The 22739-nt window shown below is 71.9% G+C and carries 20 protein-coding genes and 2 tRNA genes; 5 read left to right on the forward strand and 17 right to left on the reverse strand.

Annotated elements, in window-relative coordinates; genetic code table 11:
• Nucleotides 1-47: 47 nt before the first annotated feature.
• The 11 genes from yajC to pgsA all read right to left on the reverse strand — a co-directional run bounded on the left by yajC (nucleotide 48) and on the right by pgsA (nucleotide 9048).
• Nucleotides 48-536: a preprotein translocase subunit YajC gene (gene yajC / locus AMK21_RS27050; RefSeq protein ID WP_073881816.1), complete on the reverse strand. Its 489-nt coding sequence runs from the start codon at nucleotides 534-536 to the stop codon at nucleotides 48-50.
• 166 nt (nucleotides 537-702) lie between these two features.
• Nucleotides 703-1788 carry a Holliday junction branch migration DNA helicase RuvB gene (gene ruvB, locus AMK21_RS27055; protein ID WP_073881817.1) on the reverse strand — a complete coding sequence of 362 codons (1086 nt, stop codon included), beginning with the start codon at nucleotides 1786-1788 and terminating at the stop codon, nucleotides 703-705.
• 29 nt (nucleotides 1789-1817) lie between these two features.
• On the reverse strand, nucleotides 1818-2444 hold the full coding sequence (gene ruvA, locus AMK21_RS27060; RefSeq protein ID WP_073881818.1) for a Holliday junction branch migration protein RuvA: 627 nt from the start codon (nucleotides 2442-2444) through the stop codon (nucleotides 1818-1820).
• Nucleotides 2441-3046: a crossover junction endodeoxyribonuclease RuvC gene (gene ruvC, locus AMK21_RS27065; protein WP_073881819.1), complete on the reverse strand. Its 606-nt coding sequence runs from the start codon at nucleotides 3044-3046 to the stop codon at nucleotides 2441-2443. The genes ruvA and ruvC overlap by 4 nt, the downstream gene beginning before the upstream one ends.
• A 152-nt stretch (nucleotides 3047-3198) precedes the next feature.
• Nucleotides 3199-3951 (reverse strand): YebC/PmpR family DNA-binding transcriptional regulator, encoded by a 753-nt coding sequence (locus AMK21_RS27070; protein ID WP_026242063.1) that lies wholly within the window; start codon nucleotides 3949-3951, stop codon nucleotides 3199-3201.
• A 61-nt stretch (nucleotides 3952-4012) separates the two neighbouring features.
• Nucleotides 4013-4606 (reverse strand): pyridoxal 5'-phosphate synthase glutaminase subunit PdxT, encoded by a 594-nt coding sequence (gene pdxT / locus AMK21_RS27075; RefSeq protein WP_073881820.1) that lies wholly within the window; start codon nucleotides 4604-4606, stop codon nucleotides 4013-4015.
• A gap of 6 nt (nucleotides 4607-4612) precedes the next feature.
• Complete coding sequence (pdxS, locus tag AMK21_RS27080; protein ID WP_030574184.1) at nucleotides 4613-5533, reverse strand: pyridoxal 5'-phosphate synthase lyase subunit PdxS; 921 nt, start codon at nucleotides 5531-5533, stop codon at nucleotides 4613-4615.
• A 132-nt stretch (nucleotides 5534-5665) separates the two neighbouring features.
• Nucleotides 5666-6214: a hypothetical protein gene (locus AMK21_RS27085; RefSeq protein ID WP_073881821.1), complete on the reverse strand. Its 549-nt coding sequence runs from the start codon at nucleotides 6212-6214 to the stop codon at nucleotides 5666-5668.
• Between the two features lie 79 nt (nucleotides 6215-6293).
• Entirely contained in the window at nucleotides 6294-7454 is a 1161-nt protein-coding gene (locus tag AMK21_RS27090) for a glycosyltransferase family 4 protein (protein WP_073881822.1), read from the reverse strand.
• Nucleotides 7451-8362, reverse strand: a complete 912-nt coding sequence (locus AMK21_RS27095) for a phosphatidylinositol mannoside acyltransferase (RefSeq protein ID WP_073881823.1) — start codon at nucleotides 8360-8362, stop codon at nucleotides 7451-7453. Before AMK21_RS27095 ends, AMK21_RS27090 begins: the two co-directional genes overlap by 4 nt.
• Nucleotides 8359-9048 (reverse strand): phosphatidylinositol phosphate synthase, encoded by a 690-nt coding sequence (gene pgsA, locus AMK21_RS27100; RefSeq protein ID WP_073881824.1) that lies wholly within the window; start codon nucleotides 9046-9048, stop codon nucleotides 8359-8361. Before pgsA ends, AMK21_RS27095 begins: the two co-directional genes overlap by 4 nt.
• 296 nt (nucleotides 9049-9344) lie before the next feature.
• Here pgsA and AMK21_RS27105 point away from each other — a divergent pair, with 296 nt between their 5' ends.
• Together AMK21_RS27105 and AMK21_RS27110 are read left to right on the forward strand one after the other, a co-directional pair.
• Entirely contained in the window at nucleotides 9345-11576 is a 2232-nt protein-coding gene (locus AMK21_RS27105) for an elongation factor G-like protein EF-G2 (protein WP_073881825.1), read from the forward strand.
• 157 nt (nucleotides 11577-11733) lie between these two features.
• Nucleotides 11734-13404 (forward strand): hypothetical protein, encoded by a 1671-nt coding sequence (locus AMK21_RS27110; protein WP_073881826.1) that lies wholly within the window; start codon nucleotides 11734-11736, stop codon nucleotides 13402-13404.
• 96 nt (nucleotides 13405-13500) lie between these two features.
• Here the strand turns inward: AMK21_RS27110 and AMK21_RS27115 are convergent, their stop codons facing one another.
• Entirely contained in the window at nucleotides 13501-14061 is a 561-nt protein-coding gene (locus tag AMK21_RS27115) for an HIT family protein (RefSeq protein ID WP_073881827.1), read from the reverse strand.
• Nucleotides 14062-14127: 66 nt separating this feature from the next.
• On the opposite strand from AMK21_RS27115, the gene AMK21_RS27120 reads away from it, so the two are divergent.
• Nucleotides 14128-14805: a potassium channel family protein gene (locus AMK21_RS27120; RefSeq protein WP_073881828.1), complete on the forward strand. Its 678-nt coding sequence runs from the start codon at nucleotides 14128-14130 to the stop codon at nucleotides 14803-14805.
• Nucleotides 14806-14835: 30 nt separating this feature from the next.
• On the opposite strand, the gene thrS is transcribed toward AMK21_RS27120, so the two are convergent.
• The 3 genes from thrS to AMK21_RS27135 all read right to left on the reverse strand — a co-directional run bounded on the left by thrS (nucleotide 14836) and on the right by AMK21_RS27135 (nucleotide 18760).
• Nucleotides 14836-16812 carry a threonine--tRNA ligase gene (gene thrS / locus AMK21_RS27125; protein ID WP_073881829.1) on the reverse strand — a complete coding sequence of 659 codons (1977 nt, stop codon included), beginning with the start codon at nucleotides 16810-16812 and terminating at the stop codon, nucleotides 14836-14838.
• Between the two features lie 98 nt (nucleotides 16813-16910).
• Nucleotides 16911-18164, reverse strand: a complete 1254-nt coding sequence (locus AMK21_RS27130; protein ID WP_073881830.1) for a hypothetical protein — start codon at nucleotides 18162-18164, stop codon at nucleotides 16911-16913.
• Nucleotides 18164-18760, reverse strand: coding sequence for a DUF4365 domain-containing protein (locus tag AMK21_RS27135; RefSeq protein WP_073881831.1), 597 nt, complete (start codon nucleotides 18758-18760; stop codon nucleotides 18164-18166). The genes AMK21_RS27130 and AMK21_RS27135 overlap by 1 nt, the downstream gene beginning before the upstream one ends.
• 194 nt (nucleotides 18761-18954) lie before the next feature.
• On the opposite strand from AMK21_RS27135, the gene AMK21_RS27140 reads away from it, so the two are divergent.
• On the forward strand, nucleotides 18955-19680 hold the full coding sequence (locus AMK21_RS27140; protein WP_073881832.1) for a 3'-5' exonuclease: 726 nt from the start codon (nucleotides 18955-18957) through the stop codon (nucleotides 19678-19680).
• Nucleotides 19681-19746: 66 nt separating this feature from the next.
• Here the strand turns inward: AMK21_RS27140 and AMK21_RS27145 are convergent.
• Nucleotides 19747-19818: transfer RNA gene (locus tag AMK21_RS27145), tRNA-Val, on the reverse strand.
• 161 nt (nucleotides 19819-19979) lie between these two features.
• Between AMK21_RS27145 and AMK21_RS27150 the strand changes: the two genes are divergently transcribed.
• Complete coding sequence (locus tag AMK21_RS27150; protein ID WP_073881833.1) at nucleotides 19980-22508, forward strand: SCO7613 C-terminal domain-containing membrane protein; 2529 nt, start codon at nucleotides 19980-19982, stop codon at nucleotides 22506-22508.
• Between the two features lie 113 nt (nucleotides 22509-22621).
• Here AMK21_RS27150 and AMK21_RS27155 read toward each other — a convergent pair.
• Nucleotides 22622-22693: transfer RNA gene (locus tag AMK21_RS27155), tRNA-Val, on the reverse strand.
• Nucleotides 22694-22739 lie beyond the last annotated feature (46 nt).

Consider the following 22739-nt stretch of genomic DNA (forward strand, 5'->3'; position numbering starts at 1 on the left):
GGACGCCGCGCACCCATCGGCGCGCGGCGTCCCCGGGACCGTGAGAACTACTTGGCGTCGGCCTCGCCGTCGCCCTTGGCGTCCTTCACGTCCTTGGCGGCCGCGTCCCCGGTCCCGTCCTCGGCGTCCTTGTCGGCCGCCTCGTCCTTGCCCAGGTTGATCTTGGCGACGTCCGCCTTGTCCGCGTCGGGCTCACCGGTCAGCGAGGAGGCGTCGTCGGGAACGACCGTGCCGTCCGCGTCCAGTTCCTCGTCGTCGCCGTGCACGATGCGGTTGTACTCCGCGTCGTCCAGAACGGCACCGATCGAGTTCTTCGCGTAGATGGCGTGCACACCGGGGGCGACCTCGAGGAGCACCGTGTCGTCGTGGACTTCCTTGACGGTCGCGTACATGCCCCCGATCGTCCGGACGCCGGTACCCGGCTGCATGGCGTTGCGCATCTGCGCGGCCGCCGCCTGCTTCTTCTTGGCGGAGCGGGTCATCAGGAACATGGCCCCGATGAGCACGATGAAGGGGAGGAGAGTCAAGATATCCACGGGACGGGAATTCCTTCGCACGACCGCGTTGGAATGCGGCCTGTATATACGGGGGTGGGTACACCGACCTTTAAGGGCGGCATCGGCGGAGTCTAAGCGAGTCCGCATCGTTGGAACAACGCCCAGCATGGCACCGTGGTTCCTGTGCGCGCGAACCTGTGACGCGTCAAGCCCCGAACAGGCCCTGTTGTCCCTTTACGCCGTGCTGCGGCGGAACGAGCCCCAGGTGCGCCCAGGCAGCCGGGGTCGCCACCCGCCCGCGCGGGGTCCTGGCCAGCAGTCCTTCCCGTACGAGGAAGGGTTCCGCGACCTCCTCGACGGTCTCGCGCTCCTCTCCCACGGCGACCGCGAGGGTGGACAGGCCGACGGGCCCGCCGCCGAAGAGTTTCAGCAGGGCGCCGAGGACCGCACGGTCCAGCCGATCGAGTCCGCGCGCGTCAACCTCGTACACCTTCAGGGCCGCGGCGGCGATCTCCCGGTCGATGGTGCCCTCGGCCTTCACCTGGGCGTAGTCCCGGACGCGGCGCAGCAGGCGGTTGGCGATACGGGGGGTGCCCCGGGAGCGACCGGCGATCTCGGCAGCGCCCTCGACGTCGATCTCGACGTCCAGGAGGCGGGCGGAGCGGTGGATGACGCGCTCCAGCTCGGTGGGGGCGTAGAACTCCATGTGGCCGGTGAAGCCGAAGCGGTCGCGCAGCGGGGGCGGCAGGAGGCCGGCCCGGGTGGTGGCGCCGACCAGGGTGAACGGCGGCAGTTCGAGGGGGATGGCGGTGGCGCCGGGGCCCTTGCCGACGATGACGTCGACGCGGAAGTCCTCCATCGCCATGTAGAGCATCTCCTCGGCGGGCCGCGACATGCGGTGGATCTCGTCGAGGAAGAGGACCTCGCCCTCCTGGAGGGAGGAGAGGATCGCCGCGAGGTCGCCGGCGTGCTGGATGGCGGGGCCCGAGGTGATCCGGATCGGGGCGTTCATCTCTGCCGCGATGATCATCGAGAGCGTGGTCTTGCCCAGGCCGGGGGCGCCGGAGAGCAGTACGTGGTCGGCGGTGGCGCCACGGGCGCGGGCCGCTTTGAGGACCAGGTCGAGCTGTTCGCGGACCTTCTCCTGGCCGACGAACTCGTCCAGGTCCTTGGGGCGCAGGGCCGCCTCGACCGCGGTGTCCTCGCCGTCCGCGTCCGCGTCGACCAGCCGGTCGTCGAAGACGGGCCCGGTCGGCTCGTCGGTCTCGGGTCCGGTCTCGTCCCAGTTCATCAAGGGCCTCTTCGGTGGTTCGGTGCCGGTCAGCGTGCGCGGTTGAGAGTCTGCAGGGCGGCCCGCAGCAACTGCGGCACGGGGGGTGCGACGCCCTCGGCGACGGCCGCCTCGGCCTGCGGGGCCACAGCGCTGACGGCCTCGTCCGCCTCGCGGCTCGCGTAGCCGAGGCCGATGAGCGCGGCCTGGAGCTGGTCGCGCCATCCCGAGGTGACGGGAGCGCCGACGCCCTGCTGGCCGATGTGCGCGCCGACCGGTGCGCCGAGCCGGTCCTTGAGCTCCAGCAGCAGCTTCTGGGCGCCTTTCTTCCCGATGCCGGAGACGGCCGTGAGGGCCTTCTCGTCGCCGGTGGAGACGGCCAGGCGCAGGGCATCGGGGCTGTGGGTGGCGAGCATGGCCTGGGCCAGCCGGGGGCCGACGCCGCTGGCGGTCTGGAGCAGCTCGAAGACCTGGCGCTCGTCGTCGTCCGCGAAGCCGTACAGGGTGAGGGAGTCCTCACGGACGACGAGGGAGGTGGCGAGCCTGGCCTCCTGGCCGAGGCGCAGGCCGGCCAGGGTCTGCGGGGTGCACTGGAGGGCCATGCCGATGCCGCCGACCTCGATGACGGCCGTGGTCGGGGCGAGGGCGGCCACCGGGCCGGAGACGAAGGCGATCATGCGGTGCGGCCTTTCATCGTGCGGGACGTGCGGGGGGCGGCGGGCGTACGGGAGATGCCGGGCGTGGGCTGCGGACGGGACGCGCCCGGGGTGCGGTGGGCGGCGACCGCCTGCTGGAGGCGGTTCTGTGCGGGCGCGCGCCAGATGTGGCAGATCGCGAGTGCCAGGGCGTCGGCGGCGTCGGCGGGCTTGGGGGGCGCGTCCAGCCTGAGGAGCCGGGTCACCATTGCGCCGACCTGCGTCTTCTCCGCGCGGCCCGACCCGGTGACGGCGGCCTTGACCTCGCTGGGCGTGTGCAGGGCGACCGGGATTCCCCGCCGGGCGGCGCAGAGCATGGCCACCGCGCTGGCCTGGGCCGTGCCCATCACCGTACGGACGTTGTGCTGGGCGAAGACCCGCTCCACGGCCACGTGACCCGGGGAGTGCTCGTCCAGCCACTGCTCTATGCCCTGCTCGATGGCGACGAGCCGGTCGCCGAGCTCCGCGTCGGCGGAGGTACGCACGACACCGACGCCGATCATGGTCAGCGGACGGCCCGCGACCCCTTCGACCACGCCGACACCGCACCGGGTCAACCCCGGGTCAACCCCCAGAACCCGCATGGAGCCCCCTGTCCTCGACGCTCGCCCTGCCCACTCGTTCATCTGTTCCCGCAGGCTATCGGCTCGCGCTGACAATCCGTCGCATCCGACAAGACGACGGGCCGACGGGGTGTCCCCGTCGGCCCGTCGCGCCGAGCTGCGCCGGTCGCGCCTCAGGCGTCGACCTTCTCCATGACCTCGTCGGACACGTCGAAGTTGGCGAAGACGTTCTGCACGTCGTCGCTGTCCTCCAGCGCGTCGATGAGCTTGAAGATCTTGCGTGCGCCCTCTTCGTCCAGCTCGACCTGCATGGTCGGCAGGAAGTTGGCCTCGGCGGAGTCGTAGTCGATGCCCGCCTCCTGGAGCGCGGTGCGCACCGCGACCATGTCGGTGGCCTCGCTGACCACCTCGAAGGTCTCACCGAGGTCGTTGACCTCCTCGGCACCCGCGTCGAGGACGGCGCCGAGGACGTCGTCCTCGCCCAGCTCGCCCTTGGGGACGATCACGACGCCCTTGCGGTTGAAGAGGTACGAGACGGAGCCCGGGTCGGCCATCGAGCCGCCGTTCCGGGTCATCGCGACACGTACGTCGGATGCGGCGCGGTTGCGGTTGTCGGTGAGGCACTCGATGAGCACCGCGACACCGTTGGGGCCGTAACCCTCGTACATGATCGTCTCGTAGTCGGCGCCGCCCGCTTCGAGACCACCGCCGCGCTTGACCGCGGAGTCGATGTTCTTGTTCGGGACGGAGCTCTTCTTCGCCTTCTGGATGGCGTCGACGAGGGTCGGGTTGCCATCGGGGTCGACGCCGCCGGAGCGCGCCGCGACCTCGATGTTCTTGATCAGCTTCGCGAAGAGCTTGCCGCGCTTGGCGTCAATCACGGCCTTCTTGTGCTTCGTCGTAGCCCATTTAGAGTGGCCGGACATCTGCCTTCTCCTTCGCGTCACCAAAATCGAGTCGAACCCGAGAGATCCTACCGGGGTTCGCTCACTTCACTGCGCGCACCATCTCCACGAACAGAGCGTGCACGCGGTGGTCGCCGGTCAGTTCGGGATGGAACGACGTGGCGAGGACGTTTCGCTGCCGTACGGCCACGATGTGGCCGCCGTGCTCGGCGATGACCTCGGCCTCCGCCCCGACGGACTCCACCCAGGGGGCCCGGATGAAGACACCCTCCACCGGGCCGCCGTCGATGCCGTCGACCTCGACCGCGGCCTCGAAGGACTCGTTCTGCCGGCCGAAGGCGTTGCGCCGCACGATCATGTCGATGCCGCCGAAGGTCTCCTGGCCCGAACGCGGGTCCAGGATCTTCTCGGCCAGCAGGATCATCCCGGCGCAGGTGCCGTAGACCGGCATCCCGGCGCGGACCCGCTCACGCAGCGGCTCCATCATGCCGAAGAGGACCGCCAGCTTGGACATGGTCGTGGACTCGCCGCCCGGGATGACCAGGCCGTCGACCTCGGCGAGCTCCTCGGGGCGCCGGACCGGCCTGGCCTGGGCATCCGCCGAGGCCAGGGCGATCAGGTGTTCCCGTACGTCGCCCTGAAGTGCGAGGACGCCGATCACAGGGGTGTCGCTCATCAGTGGTTACCAGCCGCGGTTGGCGTAGCGCTCGGACTCGGGCAGGGTGTCGCAGTTGATGCCGACCATGGCTTCGCCCAGGTTGCGGGAGGCGTCCGCGATGACCTTCGGGTCGTCGTAGAAGGTGGTGGCCTTCACGATGGCGGCGGCACGCTTGGCCGGGTCGCCGGACTTGAAGATGCCGGAGCCGACGAAGACGCCCTCGGCACCGAGCTGGCGCATCAGCGCGGCGTCGGCCGGGGTGGCAACGCCACCGGCGGAGAACAGCACGACCGGCAGCTTGCCGAGCTCGGCGACCTCCTTGACCAGCTCGTAGGGGGCGCGGAGGTCCTTGGCGGCGGCGTACAGCTCGTTGTTGTCGAAGCCGCGCAGGCGGGCGATCTCGTTCTTGATCTGGCGCAGGTGGCGGACGGCCTCGACGACGTTGCCGGTGCCGGCCTCGCCCTTCGAGCGGATCATGGCCGCGCCCTCGGCGATGCGGCGCAGGGCCTCGCCGAGGTTGGTGGCGCCACAGACGAAGGGGGTGGTGAACGCGAACTTGTCGCTGTGGTTGACCTCGTCGGCCGGGGTCAGGACCTCGGACTCGTCGATGTAGTCGACGCCGAGGGACTGGAGCACCTGGGCCTCGACGAAGTGGCCGATGCGGGACTTGGCCATGACGGGGATGGAGACGGCCCCGATGATCTCCTCGATCATGTTGGGGTCGGACATCCGGGCCACGCCGCCGTCCTTGCGGATGTCGGCCGGGACCCGCTCCAGGGCCATGACGGCCACGGCGCCCGCGTCCTCGGCGATCTTCGCCTGCTCGGCGTCGACGACGTCCATGATCACGCCGCCCTTGAGCTGCTCGGCCATGCCGCGCTTGACGCGGGCGGTGCCGATGGCGGGGGACTCGGCGGACTGCGGGGTGCTGGGAAGCGTGGACACGGGACCTCACTCGGTGAAAGACGCTGGATACTGCATCGCCGAGCAAACGCTGCGGGACCGGTCCACAGCAAGGGCCAATGGAGAGGCCGTGGATCGTTTTGCGGTGGGCCCCGGTCCCCGGGCGGTCCGGTCTCAGGTCCCCGGGCGGTCCGCCAGAGCAACCGGAGGGGCGTCGTCCATCTCGAAGGCGAGCGGGAACGGCGCGTGCCCGGCCAGCCGGAACAGCCGCACGGTGCGGTGCCGGCGCAGGGCGCGGGCGGCGCGCACGGAGTCGTTGTGGAAGCGCCGGGCCATCGGTACGCGGCGTACGGCGGCGGCCAGCTCGGTGGCCGCTTCCTCCCCGCCGGGGACCTCCTTCACCGCCTCCACCTGGGCCGGTTCGCCGAAGACGGCGCGCAGGGCGGTGCTCAGCTCGCTCTCGGCGACCTCGCGGTGGTCCTCCTCGGCCTGCCGGGCGGCGTGCGCGGCCTCGTACAGCACGATGGAGGCGGCCGGGTCCAGGACGCCGGAGGTGGCCAGCTCCTGGGTGACCGAGGCGCGGCGCAGCAGCTGGGCGTCGAGTGCGGCGCGGGCGGCGTCGATCCGGGAGTGCAGGCGGTCCAGGCGGCCGGCGGTCCAGCTGAGGTAGACACCGATCGCGATGAGGGCGACGACGATCCAGACGAAGAGGGTTACGGTCACGGTCGCACACGCTACCGTCGCGGGGGCCTGGTCTTCTCGACGGGCGGCCCCGGCACCCTTCGGCAGAAGGCCCTGGGGCTCAGTCCCGTGCCAGCCCGAACCGGGCCCGCAGCCCCGACCGCTCGTCCTCGGCCACGGAGGCGGCCCCGTCCGTCACCGTCTCGTACACCGAGAGGATGTCGGCCCCGACCGTCGCCCAGTCGAAGCGCCGTACGTGGGCCTCGCCCCGCTCCCGCAGTCCGGCCCGGCGCTCCGGGTCGCCCAGCAGCCGGATGGCGGCGGCGGCCAGCGCGTCGGCGTCCTCGTTGGCGAAGAGGTCGCCCGCCGCCCCCTGGTCCAGCACCTGCGCGAAGGCGTCCAGGTCGCTCGCGAGCACCGGCGCACCCGCCGACAGCGCCTCGACCAGGATGATGCCGAAGCTCTCGCCGCCGGTGTTCGGGGCCACGTACACATCGACGCTGCGCAGCAGCCGGGCCTTGTCCTCGTCGCTGACCATGCCGAGGAACTCGACGCGCTCGCGCAGCTCCTTCGGCAGCGAGGCCACCGCCTCCTCCTCGTCGCCGCGTCCGGCGACCAGCAGCCGGGCTTCGGGGTGGGCGGCGAGGATGGCGGGCAGCGCATTCATCAGGACGGGCAGCCCCTTGCGGGGTTCGTCGATGCGGCCGATGAATCCGAGGGTCCGGCCCTGCCACTCGGCCTTCGGCTCGGCCTCGGCGAAGAAGCCGACGTCCACGCCGTTCGGGATGACCACGGCGTCCCCGCCGAGGTGCTCCACCAGGGTGCGCCGCGCGTACTCGCTCACCGCGATCCGTGCGCTGATCTTCTCCAGGGCGGGCTGGAGGATCGGATACGCGGCGATCATCGCCCGGGAGCGCGGGTTGGAGGTGTGGAAGGTGGCCACGATCGGGCCCTGCGCCGACCAGCAGGCGAGCAGGCCGAGCGACGGGGAGGTCGGCTCGTGGATGTGGATCACGTCGAAGGTGCCGTCGTGCAGCCAGCGGCGGACTCGGGCCGCCGAGAGGAAGCCGAAGTTCAGCCGGGCGACGGAGCCGTTGTACGGGACGGGGACGGCCCGGCCCGCCGAGACGACGTAGGGCGGCAGCGGGGTCTCGTCGTCGGCCGGGGCCAGGACGGAGACGGTGTGACCGAGCCCGATGAGGTGCTCGGCCAGATCCCGGATGTGGAACTGCACGCCGCCCGGTACGTCCCAGGAGTACGGGCAGACGATGCCGATCTTCACGTGGGTTCCCCCCGGGGGTCCAGGTCGTCCAGCCAGAGCCTCTGGAGCATGTGCCAGTCCTCCGGGTGTTCGGCGATGCCGCCGGCGAAGGTGTCGGCCAGCCCCTGCGTCATGGCGGCGGTCTTCTCGGCGCGGGTTCCTTCCTCCGGCACCTCGATCGCCGGGTGGATGCGCGCTCGCATCACCGGCGTCCCGTCGTACCAGAGGGTCACCGGCAGGAGCAGCGCGCCCGTGTGCTGGGCGAGCAGGGCCGGTCCGGCGGGCATCCGGGCGGTGGCGCCGAAGAAGGACACCTCCACCCCGGAGGCGGAGAGGTCCCGGTCCGCGACCAGGCAGACCAGGCCGCCCGCGCGCAGCCGCCGGGCCAGCATGCCGAAGGCCGCGCCGCCGCTGTGCGGCAGGACCTCCATGCCCAGGCCCTCGCGGTAGGCGACGAACCGGTCGTAGAGGGTCGCGGGCTCCAGCCGTTCGGCGACGGTGGTGAAGGGGACCTTCAGGTCGGTGGTGACCCAGGCTCCGGCGAGGTCCCAGTTGCCGAGGTGCGGCAGGGCGACGACTACGCCCTTCCCGGCATCCAGGCCCTCGGTGACCAGATGGACGTCCTTGACGTCGATGCTCGCCCTGATGCGCTCCGGGGTCCAGGTCGGCAGCCGGAACGACTCCATCCAGTACCGCATGTACGAACGCATCCCGGCCTTCGACAGCTCGGCCAGCCGCTCAGGGCTCGCGTCCGGGACGACGCGCGCCAGGTTCGACTCCAGGCGCAGGACACTCTTGCCGCGCCGCTTCCAGCTCCGGTCGGCGATGGTGCGGAAGAGGGCGGCCGCGGCGGGCTCGGGCAGCTTCTTCACGGCGCCCCAGCCGAGTCCGTACAGACCGTCGGTGATCCGGCCCTTGAGCGCGCTCACCGGTCGGCCCCGCTCCCCTGCTCGGCCGACCCCTCGGCGGCGGAGACGGCGGCGGCCGCGTCGGCCTCCGCGGACTCCCGGCGCACGGTCACCACGCGCTGGATCAGCGTCACCAGGCTGCCCGCGGCGACGATCCACAGGGCGATCGGGAGCAGGATGTCGATGTGCGGGACGCCGAAGGCGTGGAGTCCGGCGAGACCGGCGGCGACCAGCGAGATGACCAGGCGCTCGGCGCGCTCCACCAGCCCGTTCACCGCGACCGGCAGGCCGATCGACTCGCCGCGCGCCTTGGTGTACGAGACCACCTGGCCGCTGGCCAGGCAGAAGATGGCGACGGCGCACAGGACGTTGTCGTCACCGCTGCCCGCGTACCAGAGGGCGAAGCCGGCGAAGATCGCCCCGTCGGCGACCCGGTCCAGCGTCGAGTCGAGGAACGCGCCCCAGCGGCTGGAGATCCCGGCCTGCCGGGCCATGTTGCCGTCGACGAGGTCGGAGAAGACGAAGAGCGTGATGACGATGGTGCCCCAGAAGAACTCCCCCATCGGGAAAAAGACCAGCGCACCTGCCATCACTCCGGCCGTGCCGATGAGAGTGACCGCGTCGGGGCTGACCCCGAGGCGGAGCAGCAGGGCGGCGAACGGTGTGAGGACACGCGTGAAAAATGCACGCGCGTACTTGTTCAGCATGGCTTTCCCGAGGGTTCGGTTGGCCGAGCGGCCCCTTCGGCCACCGGCTGGCCCATCGTAGTCACGACCGGTGCCCTCCACCGGACGGGCACCCTTCGGCAGAGGTGTCGCGGGAATGCCCGGTCGACAGAAGGGTCGCGGGAAGACCCGGGCCCGCGCCCGACGTATGGACGCGTCGGCGCCCGGGTGCCAAGCTCGAAGGACCGAGGCCGCCTCGGCGGCTCTCCCCGTATCCGCCATCCAGCGCGGTCGGCTGCTCCTCCTCCCGTACCGCGTCATCCACCGGGAGGCACACCATGGGCGAGAAGACGCACGCACACCCCGGGGCCGCCGGAGGCGTACCGGCGGCCGGCCACCCCTCCGCCGTACGGAACGTGGTGCTGGTCGGCCACAGCGGATCGGGCAAGACCACGCTGGTCGAGGCCCTGGCCCTGACCGCGGGGGCGCTCAACCGGGCGGGCCGGGTCGAGGACGGGGCGACCGTCTCCGACCACGACGAGATCGAGCGGCGCCGGCACCGCTCCGTCCACCTCTCGGCGGTCCCGGTGGCGTGGGACGGCTGCAAGGTCAATCTGCTGGACACCCCCGGGTACGCCGACTTCGTCGGGGAGCTGCGGGCCGGTCTGCGGGCGGCGGACGCGGCCCTCTTCGTCGTCTCGGCGGCCCAGGAGGCCGAGTCCGTGGCCGCGACCACCCGGGCCGTGTGGGAGGAGTGCGCGCTCGTCGGGATGCCCCGGGCGATCGTCGTCACCCATCTCGACACCGCGCGCACCTCCTTCGAGGAGATGACCCGGATCTGCGCGGAGACGTATCGGGGGAACGACCCCGACGCCGTACTCCCCCTCTATCTGCCGGTGCTCGGTGCCGAGGGCCCCGACGGGCACGCCCCGCTCACCGGGCTGACCGGGCTGCTCACTCAGCGGATCCTGGACCACTCCTCCGGGGAGGGGGCCGAGCTGCCGCCCGCACCCGACCAGGGGGCACCGCTGAAGGAGGCCCGCGACCGGCTGATCGAGGGGATCATCGCCGAGAGCGAGGACGAGTCGCTGATGGACCGCTACCTCGACGGCGGAGGCGACGGCATCGACATGGCGACACTGGTCGCGGACCTGGAGCGGGCCGTCGCCCGGGGTGTCTTCTTTCCCGTGCTGGCCGCCGCCCCCGCGGCCGAGGGCGCCCGGCAGGGCATCGGCACCGTGGAGCTGCTGGAACTGATCACGCGCGGCTTCCCGACCCCGCTGGAGCGCACCCCGCCCGCCGTCACCACACCCTCCGGCGGGCCCAGGACCGCCCCGGCCTGCGATCCGGAGGGCCCGCTGCTGGCGGAGGTCGTCAAGACGTCGTCCGACCCGTACGCGGGCCGGGTCTCCCTGGTCCGGGTCTTCTCCGGCACCCTGCGGCCCGACGACTCCGTGCACCTGTGCGGCCACGGCTTGGAATCCGCGGGTCAGGAGCCGCGCCCCGGTCACGAGGCGGAGGTCCGGGTGACGGCCCTGACCTCGCCGTTCGGCCGGCAGCAGCACCCGGTGGACCGGTGCGTCGCGGGCGATCTGGTCTGCGTGGCCCGCCTCGGCGAGGCGGAGACCGGCGACACCCTCTCCGCCTCCGGCGACCCGGTCCTCATCGAGCCGTGGTCGACCCCGGACCCGCTGCTCCCGACAGCCGTACGGGCGCGTGGGAAGGCGGACGAGGACAAGCTCTCCCACGCTCTGGCACGGCTGGTCGCGGAGGACCCCACCCTGCGCCTGGAACAGAACCCGGACACCCACCAGGTCGTTCTGTGGTGCCTGGGCGAGGCTCACCAGGAGGCCGCCCTGGACCGGCTGCGCAGCCGCTACGGCGTCCAGGTTGACGCCGAACCGCACCGGGTCGCGCTGCGCGAGACGTTCGGCGGGCGGGGAGCCGGGCGCGGGCGGCATGTCAAACAGTCCGGCGGACACGGTCAGTTCGCGATCTGCGAGATCGAGGTGGATCCGCTGCCGGCGGGCAGCGGCATCGAGTTCGTGGACAAGGTCGTCGGCGGGTCGGTGCCGCGCCAGTTCATCCCGTCGGTGGAGAAGGGCGTACGGGCCCAGGCCGCCCGGGGCCTGTCCGCCGGGCACCCGCTCGTCGACGTACGCGTCACCCTCCTAGACGGCAAGGCGCACTCGGTGGACTCCTCCGACGCCGCCTTCCAGACCGCGGGCGCGCTCGCCCTGCGCGAGGCCGCGGCGGACGCCCGTATCCAGCTCCTGGAACCGGTCTGCGAGGTCACCGCGCTGGTCCCGGACGACTATGTGGGCCCGGTGATGAGCGACCTGTCGGGGCGGCGCGGCCGGGTGGTGGGCACCGAGCAGAGGCAGGGCGGGCGCACCCTCGTACGGGCCGAGGTGCCGGAGACGGAGATCGGCCGGTACGCGCTCGACCTGCGCTCCCTGACCCACGGCACCGGCCGGTTCGACCGTACGCACGCCCGGTTCGAGGCGATGCCGCCGCAGCTCGCCGACCGGATCCGCGCGGAGCAGGGGGACGGGTCACCCGGCGCGTGAACGGCGCACTGTCGCAAACACTCCCGGCGTCCCTTTGGGTGACGGACGGTGCGGGGGTCCGGACGATACGCTGTGGGCGCAGCTCAGAAGGTATGCCGCGTACGGTAGTTGGGCACACCGCAGGAGCAGACCGTGCGGCGAGTGGGGGCGACAGACAGTGGCCAACGACGTATTCGACTTCTCACCCGGGGCCCAGATCCCGATCCAGGGGTCCGGCGGCCAGTCGGTGGCGACCAACGCCCTGGCCTCCGCCGCCTACCGGGACAGCCCGGTGGACGTGATCCTCGACGCCAACAGCGAGTGGCACAAATCCACCGTGAAGCCGGGGGCCTCCAAGCTCTTCAAGTCCGACTACTTCAAGCCGAATCTCGGCGAGGCCTTCTCCCGCGCCGTCCAGGAGCGCATGCTGGGCGGCTCCCGCAAGGCGCTCATCCAGTCCTTCGGCACCGATCCGCAGACGGTGGTGGAGCACTGCCTGTCGGCGACCAACCTCCGTAAGGCGCGCGACACCCGGCTCACGATGGTGACCGCGGTGTTCGGCTTCCTGTTCCTGCCGGGGATGATCGCCTGGGTCGTCGCCTTCCGCATCAAGGACGCTCTCGCCAAGTCGAAGGACGGCGCGTTCCGGGCGGTCGGCACGGTGCTGCTCGCCGCGTTCGGGGTCGGCGCGCTGATCCTGCTGTGGAAGCTGCCGACGGACGGGTTCTGGACCCTCTACGTCCGGGGGGCGATCGTCGCCCCGCTGATCGGCTGGTTCCTCGCCAAGCGGACCGCGGAGACCTCCGCCAGGGATCTGCGGGCCCGCTGGGACGGGCTGCTGTCGGGCACCGGAGTGATCGCCAAGATCCCGGAGGCGGTGCCGAAGAACCCCAACGAGACCGCGCGCGAGGCGCTGCGCCAAGGGCTGGAGAAGCTCTCCGCCGAGCAGCAGTCCAACGCCGTCTTCTACGCCGGCCCCAAGGGCATCCTGGGCATGGGCACCCGCTGGGGCAGCTGGCAGCTGGCCGAGGAGCTGACGCCCAAGGACCCGACGAAGGAGATCCACCAGTTCCGCAGCTGGGACCTGATCCGGATCATCCACGACCAGCTGAAGATGCTGGAGCGCGGCCCGCTGAACACCGGCGGCTTCCCCAAGCCGTCCGTGAAGCACTGGGTCGTCTCCCCCATCGGTGAGAACGCCGACTCCGTCTCCCGACCCGACGGGGAGGACGTCGCGACCTTCCAGGTGAAGCCCCATGAGATACAGCGGATCTGCAACCACCAGCAGTTCGGCAGCGGCGACCGGCACTACCTGGGCGTGCAGTTCACCCTGTGGGACGGCCAGCTCGTCATCACGATGATGATCACGGTGACCGTGCTCCACGAGACGCTGCGCATCGAGGTCACCGGACACGCGCTGGGCCCGGTGCACGGGCTGTTCTTCGCCAAGCCCGCCGCCCGGACCAAGACGGTCAACAAGACCGTGAGGTTCTGGGAGACCCGGGACATCCAGCTGCCGGTGGTGGAGGCGAGGGAGGTCGTCCGGCTCGCCCTGCGGGCGCCCTTCACCTGGTATCCGCCGCTGCTGGACTACCTGGGAGGGAAGATAGTGCTTCCGGAGCCCTTCGGGCTGCGGCACGCCTGGGCCGCCAAGCCGTGGAACCACCGCTTCATGGCGGACGACGCGATGCGGGCGGCCACGCCGGTGCTGCGCGTGGTCCACTCGGCGGCGATGCGGGTCCTCGCGGAGAACGGCGTGGACACCGAGCGCTTCGACAGCCGCTCGATGATACTGAGCGGCCTCGTCCAGGACCCGTCCCCGCGCAAGGCCGACGTCTACGACGCGTGACCGTACGGACGGAAGAGGGCCCCACGGCAGGATCGGACACTGTCGGCCCGGTGTCGGCAGAATCGGCGGGGTCCCTCTTCCGTACCGCCCGGATACTCAGCCGGTCGGCCAGGCACCGGCCAACATCGCCCGGGTGTCGCCCAGCAGCTGCGGCAGCACCTTGGTGTGGCCTATGACCGGCATGAAGTTGGTGTCCCCGCCCCAGCGCGGCACCAGGTGCTGGTGCAGATGGGCGGCGATTCCGGCGCCGGCGACCGAGCCCTGGTTCATCCCGATGTTGAAGCCGTGCGCTCCGGAGGCGGCGCGCAGGGCCACCATCGCCCGCTTGGTGAAGTCCGCCAGCTCCGCCGTCTCCGGACCGTCCAGCTCCGTGTAGTCGGCGACGTGCCGGTAGGGGACGACCATGAGGTGGCCGCCGTTGTACGGGTAGAGGTTCAGCACCGCGTAGACGTGCTCGCCGCGTGCCACCACGAGCCCGTCCTCGTCGGATTTCGCCGGAATCGAACAGAACGGGCAGCCGTCCTCGGCGCCCGGGCCGCTCGGCTTGTCCTGACCCTGGATGTACGCCATCCGATGGGGCGTCCACAGACGCTGAAACGCGTCCGGCGTCCCCACGCCGATCTGCTGCTCCGGCTCACTCGTCATGCCGGTCAGCATATTGCGTCACCCGCGCGGAGCGTGTCGCCGGGGCCGTGCCCGAGCCCGCCCCGCGATGCTGAGGCGATGAGCCAGCGACCCGCCCCGGAGGCCCCCGCCCCGCCGACCCGCTGGGAGCAGCGCACGGAGCTTCCACTCTTCGCCGCCTCGCTTCTCTTCCTCGCCGGGTACGCGGTCCGGGTCCTCGCCCCGCACGACGCGCAGCCGTGGCACGACATCGCCCTGATCCTGGTCTGGTCGACGTGGCTGATCTTCCTGGCGGACTACGCGGTCCGGCTGCGCCTCAGCGGCCAGGGAGCACGCTTCGTCCGCACCCATGGGCTGGACACCCTGGTCCTGCTGCTGCCGCTGCTGCGCCCGCTGCAGATGGTCAAGGTCTACACGGCGGTGCAGAAGCGCCGCGACCGGCCGCGGCTGAACCTGTACGCCCGGGTGATGTCGTACGCGAGCCTGAGCGCCGTCCTGCTCGGCTTCTCCGCCTCGCTCGCGGTGTACCACTTCGAGCACCTGGCCCCCGATGCCTCGATCCGCACGTTCGGGGACGCGGTGTGGTGGGCGTGCGCGACGCTCTCGACGGTCGGTTACGGGGACGCCGCGCCGGTCACGTTCTGGGGGCGGACGGTGGCGGCGGGGCTGATGGCGTGCGGTCTCGCGCTGCTGGGGGCGGTGACGGGGTCGTTCTCGTCGTGGCTGATCCAGGTGTTCACGCGGGAGGACGAGAAACGGCCCCAGGAGCGGAGTTAGCGCTCCGGGGGCCGTTCCTGTCCGTACGGATCAGACCTGCACGCGGTCCTCGACGGCCTTCGCGATCTTGGCGATGGCCTCGTCGACCGGGATGCCGTTCTCCTGCGAACCATCGCGGTAGCGGAAGGAGACGGCGCCGTTGGCCATGTCCTCGTCGCCAGCGATGATCATGAAGGGCACCTTGGCCTTCTGCTGGTTCCGGATCTTCTTCTGCATCCGGTCGGAGGAGGCGTCCACGTCCACCCGCAGCCCCTTCTTGCGCGCCTTGGCGGCGAACTCCTGGAGGTAGGGGATGTGGGCGTCGCCGATCGGGATGCCGACCGCCTGGACCGGGGCGAGCCAGACCGGGAAGGCGCCCGCGTAGTGCTCCAGGAGCACGGCGAAGAATCGCTCGATGGAGCCGAACAGGGCACGGTGGATCATGACCGGACGCTGCTTGGAGCCGTCCGGGCCGGTGTACTCCAGGTCGAAGCGCTCCGGCAGGTTGAAGTCGAGCTGCACGGTCGACATCTGCCAGGTGCGGCCGATGGCGTCCTTGCACTGCACGGAGATCTTCGGGCCGTAGAACGCGGCGCCGCCCGGGTCCGGGACCAGGGGCAGGCCCTGCTTCTCGGCGACCTGGCGGAGCGTCTCCGTGGCCTCTTCCCACGTGTCGTCCGAGCCGACGTACTTCTCCGGGTCCTTGGTGGAGAGCTCCAGGTAGAAGTCGGTGAGCCCGTAGTCGCGGAGCAGGTTCAGCACGAAGGTGAGCGTGCGGTCGAGCTCCTCCGCCATCTGCTCCTTGGTGCAGTAGATGTGCGCGTCGTCCTGCGTGAAGCCGCGCGAGCGGGTCAGGCCGTGCACGACGCCCGACTTCTCGTACCGGTACACGGTGCCGAACTCGAAGAGGCGCAGGGGGAGTTCGCGGTAGGAGCGGCCACGCGCGTCGAAGATCAGGTTGTGCATCGGGCAGTTCATCGGCTTGAGGTAGTAGTCCACCCCGTCGTCGAGCTGCATGGGCGGGTACATGCCGTCGGCGTACCAGTCCAGGTGGCCGGACTTCTCGAAGAGCTTGCCCTTGGTGGCGTGCGGGCTGTAGACGAACTCGTAGCCCTCCTCCTCGTGACGGCGGCGCGAGTAGTCCTCCATGGCCCGGCGGATGACGCCACCCTTGGGGTGGAAGACCGCGAGGCCCGGGCCGATCTCGTCGGGGAAGGAGAAGAGGTCCAGCTCGTTGCCGAGCTTGCGGTGGTCGCGCTTGGCGGCCTCCTCCAGGAACTCCAGGTGCGCCTTCAGCTCGTCCTTGGTCGGCCAGGCGGTCCCGTAGATGCGCTGGAGCATCGGGTTCTTCTCGCTGCCGCGCCAGTACGCGGCGGCGTTGCGCATCAGCTTGAACGCCGGGATGAACCGGGTGGTCGGCAGGTGCGGACCACGGCAGAGGTCCTTCCAGCACAGGTCACCGGTCTTGGGGTCCAGGTTGTCGTAGATGGTCAGCTCGCCGCTGCCCACCTCGACATCCGCGCCGTCGTCCGAGGAGGCGGAGCCCTTGATGCCGATGAGCTCCAGCTTGTACGGCTCGCCGGCGAGCTCCTCGCGGGCGTCCTGGTCGGAGACCACGCGGCGGGAGAACTTCTGGCCCCGCTTCTGGATCTCCTGCATCTTCTTCTCGATGGCCTTGAGGTCCTCGGGTGTGAACGGCTTCTCGACGTCGAAGTCGTAGTAGAAGCCGTCCTTGACCGGCGGGCCGATCCCGAGCTTGGCCTCGGGGAAGAGCTCCTGCACGGCCTGGGCCATGACGTGCGCGGTGGAGTGGCGCAGGATGTTGAGGCCGTCCTCGGAGGAGATCTCCACCGGCTCGACGCTCTCGCCGTCCTGGAGCTCGTAGGAGAGGTCCTTCAGCTCGCCGCCGATGCGCGCGGCGACGACGGTGCGCTGACCGGGGAAGAGCTCGCCGGCCGTCGTGCCCGCCGTCACCACGTGCTCTTCCCGCTCGGAATCGCGTTGGATGATCACACGGACGTCTGACACCGGTCTCTCCTGACTGAGGGGGTCGCTTGCCTTCGTATGGCCAAGCAACACGAATCGTACCGAGCCCCACACCCCCGATGCGAACGCCTTCCCCCTCGCTACAAGGGCTCCTCCCCCGCGCACGCCTCCTCGAAGAAGTCCACGTTCTCCTGGAGCGACTTCATCAGCCGGTCCCGCTCGGCCTCGTCGACCTGGACGGGCGCCACCTGCGACGCCCCGGTGAGCCGCCGGAAGCCGCCCCGCCGCTCCAGCCGCCCCTCCACCCGCAGCGGCAGCCCGACGAGGTGCGCGTGGCCCGCGATCCGGTACGCCTCCTCGTCCAGCTCCACCCGTACGTGCGCGACCTCCGCCCCCGCCAGCACCCGCAGCCGTACGATCCCGGCGCCACGCGGCCCCGAGCGGCGCAGCCGGACCACCGCGCCGGTGATCCGGACCGGGACGGCGGGCTCCTCGCGGAGGTAGCGGGCCCCGGCGGAGCGCAGGGCGGGCAGGTCGCCCGGGGAGAACTCGACCGGTGCCGGGCGGGCCGGGCAGCCGTCCGGAGTACCGGCGGCGGGCGCCCACCGCAGGTCGACCCCGGCCCCCTCCGTACCGCGCACCAGGGTCACCAGCGCCTCGGTCAGCTCCCGGCTGACGCCCGCCGCCACCGCGCTGTCGAAGGCCTCCATGCCTCCGGTGGCCCGCTGGTAGTCGACGGCCTCCCGGGTGGCGTGCAGGGCGTGGCAGAGCTGGACGGCGACGGCGCGCCCCGAGGCGACGGGGACGAACGCCGTGAGCCGGCGCCCGCCCGGCGCGGGCCCGATGAGAGTGCCCTCCAGCGCCACCCGGGCCTTCCTGCGGTGCCGGGCCCCGTGGTAGCCGGCCCGACCTCGGGCCGCGAGCGCCCCGGCGAGGAGGATCTGGCGGGCCGCCGACCGCAGCTCATCCGCCTCGGCCCATCCCGAGGCGCCCGCCGCTCCGGCCGCCGATTCGGGGACCTCGCGCCACCAGCGGACCTCGTCGCTGGGCACGGCGAGCGAGACCAGGACGTCCCGGGCGGACGGGGCCGCGCTGCGGGAGAGCGCGGTGAGCGCCTCGGCCAGCAGGTCCTCGGCGTCGGGGAAGGCGGCGTTCTCCGGCACCAGGAGACTGGCGTCGGCGGAGGGGCCGGGCGGGGACCAGCGGCTGTAGCGCCCGGCCGCTCCCCCGCGCCGCTGCCAGCCGTACCGGTGCAGGAGCGCGGTGAGCACCGCCGGGTCGGGCAGCGGGGTGCCGTTGCCGTCCAGGGCGGCGTACTCCCTGCTCACGGCGGGGTGCGAGCGGGCACCGAACAGCTCCGCCGGGCCCGTCGGTTCGTCCATCGACCGGTGCATCAGGGTCTCCCTCCGGCCCCGACCCGGGCCATGATGTCGCAGAGTGCGCGGTCGTCGAAGATCCGTGAGGTCGGGATGCGCACGGTGGTCCGGTACCGGCCCGTCACCGCGTGGCCGGCCAGGTTGGTCCAGTAGCAGCAGTGCCGCAGATCGAGGCTGCCGGGCCCGGCGCTCAGCCACTCGTCCTGACTGCGGGGCACGATCATCACCACCAGGATCTTGTGCACCGAGACCGGGGTGCGGGCGAGCTTGACGAGATGGGCGTTGTCGAGCGTGAAGGAGAACGCCCCGCCCGCCGGGTGGGGCGGTATCTGGTAGGTGCATTTGAGCTGCACCTTGATGGTCACTTCGTCGTCGACGGTGTGGGCGGCGGCGCCGTGGCTGACGTGCCAGTCGATGCCGTTGTCGGGGAAGGGCTGGGACAGCGAACATCCCGCCGCCGCCGCGACCGCGTGCAGATAGCCCACCTGGAGGGTCTCCATGCAGGCGGTGGTGGCGAGGGAGCCGCGCAGCGGTACGTCGTTCCGCTGCTGCACCGGCCCGAACCCTTCGGCGTGGGCGGGCGGCCCCCCGGGGTCGGGCTGCGCGAGCGCCATGGCTCCGTATGCCTTCCGGACGTGCCGTCAGATCTGACGTCAGAGGTGATCTAGGAGCAACTTCCCTGACTCTCAACTGTGTTGTCACCGCAGGAGAACGCCCGCAAACGGCGTATCAGGCAAACAGCACGGGTATCACCGATATCGGGCAGAGGAATCACTCCATCTGCCGTGCAGGTGCGAGGAGTTCGGGGATGATGCACTGGTTCGAAGGGCCGCTGGCCGCTTTTGACACGGAGACGACAGGCGTGGACGTCGAGCAGGACCGGATCGTTTCGGCCGCCCTCGTCGCGCAGGACACGACGGGCGGACGCGTCCGCGTCACCCGCTGGCTGGTCAACCCGGGGATCCCGGTGCCCGCGGGCGCGACCGAGATCCACGGTCTGACCGACGATCACCTTCAGCGCAACGGCCGCTGGCCCGCGCCGGTGATGGACGAGATCGCCCGTTCGCTGGCCGAGAGTTGCGCGACGGGCCGCCCGCTGGTCGTGATGAACGCACCGTTCGACCTGACCCTGCTGGACCGCGAATTGAAGCGGCACAGGGCCTCGTCACTGGCCGGGTACATGACGGACGTGCCGCTGCGGGTGGTGGACCCCCGGGTGCTGGACAAACACCTGGACCGCTACCGCAAGGGCCGCCGCACGCTGACCGATCTGTGCCGGCTGTACGAGGTGCCGCTCGGCGGCGCCCACGACGCGGCGGCGGACGCCTCGGCCTCGCTGGAGCTGGTGCGCGCGATATGCCGGCGCTTCTCGTCCCGGCTGGAGCGGCTCTCCCCCGCCGAGCTGCACACCCTCCAGGCCACCTGGCACGCGGCACAGGCGCGCGGCCTGGAGGCGTGGTTCGCGAGGAGCGGGACACCGGAGCCGGTGGATCCGGCGTGGCCGCTGCGCCCGGAGCTGCCTGCGGCGGCGTAGGGTTCTCCAGAGCCCGGACATGCGAAAGCCGGTCCGCCGTGATGCTGACGGACCGGCTTTCCCCGGTGGGCGATACTGGGTTCGAACCAGTGACCTCTTCGGTGTGAACGAAGCGCTCTCCCACTGAGCTAATCGCCCGGGAACGGGTTGAACCATACAGGGATCGGCGGGCTTCGTTCAAACCGCTTCCGGCGCGGGCGACGGCCGGACAGACGCGGAACGTACACAGACGCGGAAACGCGGGATCTGAGTATCCGAGCGCATGTACGGGGCGGAGGGCCGGGGTCACACTCCCGTACATGGAACATGTGCCGCCGCCCGCCGAGGAACTGGCGCTCCTCGACCGAGAACTATCTCAGCTGGACGCCCGCAGGGCCCACCTGCTGACCCGTCGCGCCTGGCTGGTCGGCGCGTTGGAGCCGCAGGCGCCGAACGCGGCCCGCTGGAGTACGCCGCCCGTCGGCCACGGCTGGGCGCCGGGGCAGCCGTGGGGGTCCACGCCGCGCGCCGCGAAGCCTTCCACGCCGCACAGCGCGCAGAACGTGCTGCTGGCGCTGGGCGGCCTGCTGCTGACGGTCGCGGCCGTCGCGTTCACCCTCGTCAGCTGGGGCTCCATGGGCATCGGCGGCCGGTCCGCCGTCCTGGCGCTGGTGACCCTGGCCGCCCTCGCGGCCCCGGTGGTCCTGCTGCGCCGGAAGCTCGCGGCCACGGCGGAGGCGCTGGCGGCGCTCGCCCTGGTCCTCACGCTGCTGGACGTCTACGCGGTCCACGCGGTCGCGGCGCCGGACGCGGACGGGCTCACGTTCACGGCGGTGGCCTCGGCGGTGCTCGCCGCACTCTGGGCGGCCTACGGCCTGGCCCTGGACAAGCTGCGCCTGCCGCTGCCCGCGGCCGTGTTCTTCGTCCAGTGGCCGCTGCTGCTGGGGGCCTGGGCAGCCGGTGCTCCGGCGATCGTGGTCGGCTGGGCGGTGCTGGTGACGGCCGTGGTGGACGGCGCGATCGCGCTGTGGGGCAAGGGCCTCGGCGTACGGGTCACGGCGGGCATCGGTATGGCGGTGATGGGGTCCGCCTCGCTGCTGACGGGGCTCGGGGAGTCCCTGACGGCCGATGGACCGCTCGGGGCCGTGCTGCCGGGGACGCTGCTGCTGACGGCGGCCGTGGCGGCGCTGGCCGGGGCGTGGCGCGCTCCGAACGGCTATGCGCAGGCGGGCGGTGTGGTGGCCGGCCTGGCGGCGGTGACTGCGGTCGGCGGCGTGCTGCGGACGGCGGTGCCCGGCACCTGGAACGTTCCGGTGTATCTGCTCTGCGGCCTCGCCCTGCTGCCCGTCGTACGGGCCCGGCTGCCGCGGAGCGCGGGGCGCGGCGTGCTGGCGGCGGCGGGCGTGGTGGTGGCCGGTGCGCTGCTGTGGGCGCTGCCTCCGGTCGCCGCGGTGCTGCTGGGGCCGGTCGAGCTGGTCGCCGAGGTGTGGGCGGGGGCGCCGGACGGGTTCCGGGGCGCGCTCGGGGAGTCGATGCGGTGGTCGGGGACGGCCGCTGCTCCGGTGGTGCTCGCGGTGGTGGCGGGGCTGCTCGGGGCGGCCTACCGCTGGTGGCCGTCGCTGGTGCGGGTCGCCGCTCCGCTGGTCACGCCGGGTGCGAAGGCGCGCGGTGCGGCGGGCGCGGGGGCGCTGGCCCTCGGCTGGGGGACGCCGCTGCTGGCGTTGGCGACGCTGGGTGCGCCGTACCAGGTCGCGGTGGCCGTGGAGACCGTGCTGGTGGCGGGGCTGCTGCTGGTGGCGGTCCGGGGTGCGGAGCGGGGCACCGGGGACGCGGGCACGGCCGAGGGTGATGGGGCCGAGGCTGGGGCTGCGGGCGGCGGGCGGTCCGCCGTGACGGTGACCGCGCTCGTGGGCGCCGTCGGCGGGGCGGTGAGCGTGGGGTTGCTGTCTCTCGCTTCGGAAGCGGCGACGTACGCGGTGTTCGGGGCGCTGACGGTCCTGTTCGCGGGGGCGGCGCTGCGGGCGCGCGCGGTGGTGGAGCAGGCGGTGTTCGCGGTGGCCGCGGTGGTGTGGGGCACGGTCCTGACCGGGTGTGCGGCCCGCTCCCTGGAGCTCGCCCCGCATCAGGCCGCGCCGCTGCTGCTCGTGGTGCCCGCGGTGACGGTGCTGCTGGGTGCGCGGCTGCGGCTGCACCCGGTGGCGTCGCCCGTGGAGCTGACCGGGGCGCTGGGTGCGCTGGTGGCCGTCGGGCTCGCGGTGCCGCAGGCACCGTTCCTGGCCCTGGTGCTCGCCCTGTGCGGGGTGCTGGCGGCGGGGGCTGCGGTGCGCCCGGAGCGGCGGCCGGCGGCGGGGTACGTGGCGGCGGTGCTGTTCGTGGCGGCGACCTGGGTCCGGCTGGCGGCGTCGGAGGTGTCGGCCCCGGAGGCGTACACCCTGCCGGTGACGGTGCCCGCGCTGGTGGTCGGCGTACTGCGGCGGCGCAAGGACCCCGAGGCGTCCTCCTGGACGGCGTACGGGCCGGGACTCGCGGCGACGCTGCTGCCGAGCCTGGCCGTGGCCTGGACCGACCCCGACTGGTTGCGGCCGCTGCTGCTGGGCGTGGCGGCGCTGGTGATCACTCTGCTGGGGGCGAGGTACCGGCTCCAGGCGCTGCTGCTGCTCGGCGGCGCGGTGCTGGCCCTGGACACCCTGCACGAGCTGGCGCCGTACGTCGTCCAGGTGGCCGGCGCACTGCCGCGCTGGCTGCCGCCGGCGCTGGCCGGGCTGCTGTTGCTGGCCGTGGGGGCCACGTACGAGCAGCGGCTGCGCGACGCACGCAGGCTGAAGGACCTGCTGGGCCGGATGCGGTGAGCGGTCCCCGGCGCCGGGATCCCGGGGGGCCCTGGTGCCGGGAACGCAGAGGGCCCTGGGACCGGGAACGCAGAGGCCCCGAGACTCGGAAGTCTCGGGGCCTCTGTTCCGGGTGGGCGATACTGGGTTCGAACCAGTGACCTCTTCGGTGTGAACGAAGCGCTCTCCCACTGAGCTAATCGCCCGGGCGCACCGCAAACATTACCCCATGTCAGCGGTGCCCCCGGACCG

The sequence above is a fragment of the Streptomyces sp. CB00316 genome, assembly GCF_001905595.1.
Lineage (GTDB): Bacteria > Actinomycetota > Actinomycetes > Streptomycetales > Streptomycetaceae > Streptomyces.

Coding starts and splice junctions, on each gene's coding strand:
- AMK21_RS27070 (WP_026242063.1), bottom strand. CDS start 3,951: ATGTCCGGCCACTCTAAATGGGCTACGACGAAGCACAAGAAGGCCGTG.
- ruvB (WP_073881817.1), bottom strand. CDS start 1,788: ATGAACTGGGACGAGACCGGACCCGAGACCGACGAGCCGACCGGGCCC.
- AMK21_RS27120 (WP_073881828.1), top strand. CDS start 14,128: ATGAGCCAGCGACCCGCCCCGGAGGCCCCCGCCCCGCCGACCCGCTGG.
- AMK21_RS27130 (WP_073881830.1), bottom strand. CDS start 18,164: ATGCACCGGTCGATGGACGAACCGACGGGCCCGGCGGAGCTGTTCGGT.
- AMK21_RS27140 (WP_073881832.1), top strand. CDS start 18,955: ATGATGCACTGGTTCGAAGGGCCGCTGGCCGCTTTTGACACGGAGACG.
- ruvA (WP_073881818.1), bottom strand. CDS start 2,444: ATGATCGCCTTCGTCTCCGGCCCGGTGGCCGCCCTCGCCCCGACCACG.
- pdxT (WP_073881820.1), bottom strand. CDS start 4,606: ATGAGCGACACCCCTGTGATCGGCGTCCTCGCACTTCAGGGCGACGTA.
- AMK21_RS27135 (WP_073881831.1), bottom strand. CDS start 18,760: ATGGCGCTCGCGCAGCCCGACCCCGGGGGGCCGCCCGCCCACGCCGAA.
- AMK21_RS27115 (WP_073881827.1), bottom strand. CDS start 14,061: ATGCTGACCGGCATGACGAGTGAGCCGGAGCAGCAGATCGGCGTGGGG.
- AMK21_RS27105 (WP_073881825.1), top strand. CDS start 9,345: ATGGGCGAGAAGACGCACGCACACCCCGGGGCCGCCGGAGGCGTACCG.
- ruvC (WP_073881819.1), bottom strand. CDS start 3,046: ATGCGGGTTCTGGGGGTTGACCCGGGGTTGACCCGGTGCGGTGTCGGC.
- pgsA (WP_073881824.1), bottom strand. CDS start 9,048: ATGCTGAACAAGTACGCGCGTGCATTTTTCACGCGTGTCCTCACACCG.
- AMK21_RS27150 (WP_073881833.1), top strand. CDS start 19,980: ATGGAACATGTGCCGCCGCCCGCCGAGGAACTGGCGCTCCTCGACCGA.